Consider the following 921-nt stretch of genomic DNA (forward strand, 5'->3'; position numbering starts at 1 on the left):
AAGCTGTGGAGGCCATGACTATCTTCTTAGTGCTTTCATCTACAGGTCTACAGGGAGATAGTAAAGAAGTTACTAAAAGACCTGTTCCTAGACCAGAAGCACCTAGAAGAAGCCCTTCTTCTATAATTAAATCTGCTAACCTTCTGCACTTTCTAGAACCACCTTTAGGCTTCTTAAGACCTTGAAATGTACATTGTTTATAGATTATTTTTCCAAGCGTTGCCATTAATATAATGGCACTTCCAACACCAAAAGCAAGAATCATATAACTACATGTTGGGCAATTACTCTCTACCACAGGCATAGTTGTGGTAAAGCTACTCACTGATGATGCCAACGTTGTGTATGGCAATGGAGTAGTAGTAAGACTTGGATTAACACATTGCTCTACAGGAATAAAAGCTTGAGGGTGTTGTTCTGTAATATTATGTGTTTTTTCCCAACACATTACATCTGCATTGATTTGCTGGTTTTGATTATTAACATAACGATATCTTACCTTAGTACTTGGTTGGCAAAATCTACTCTTTCCTAAAGCTCTTTTTGTTTCCATACTTAAGCCCATGGTATGAAAAACTGATTCCATCATACATACTATTTGTTGAGATATTCTCCATACTTCAGTGTCATAATACATAAATACCCCTCCTAAAAAATCAGCCTTAAGAAAAGATCCTAATTGGCGATATGCCTCTTTACTCATAGGAACACAATGTGGGACAGGAATTTGAGGATATTGCTTCATATAATCACTAACCTTAACGCAATTTATCTCATCATTAGTGTCCTTGCTTGTTTGATTTTGGCAAATTCCAAAATTTTTTGAGCTCCATGGAACAAATGTTGATACCCCAGAAGCTTTTAAATGATCTGCTTTTGTAAAGCATAAAAAAACTTCTTGATCATTTATTGGTAATGAAG

The 921-nt window shown here is 35.7% G+C and carries 1 protein-coding gene; it reads right to left on the reverse strand.

All coding sequences use genetic code 11. The features are described 5' to 3' along the window. On the reverse strand, nucleotides 1-921 hold a 921-nt coding region (locus tag CLAVI_RS05585; RefSeq protein ID WP_194844613.1), incomplete at both ends, for a hypothetical protein.

This window comes from Candidatus Clavichlamydia salmonicola, assembly GCF_015356765.1.
GTDB classification, from domain to species: Bacteria; Chlamydiota; Chlamydiia; order Chlamydiales; family Chlamydiaceae; genus Clavichlamydia; species Clavichlamydia salmonicola.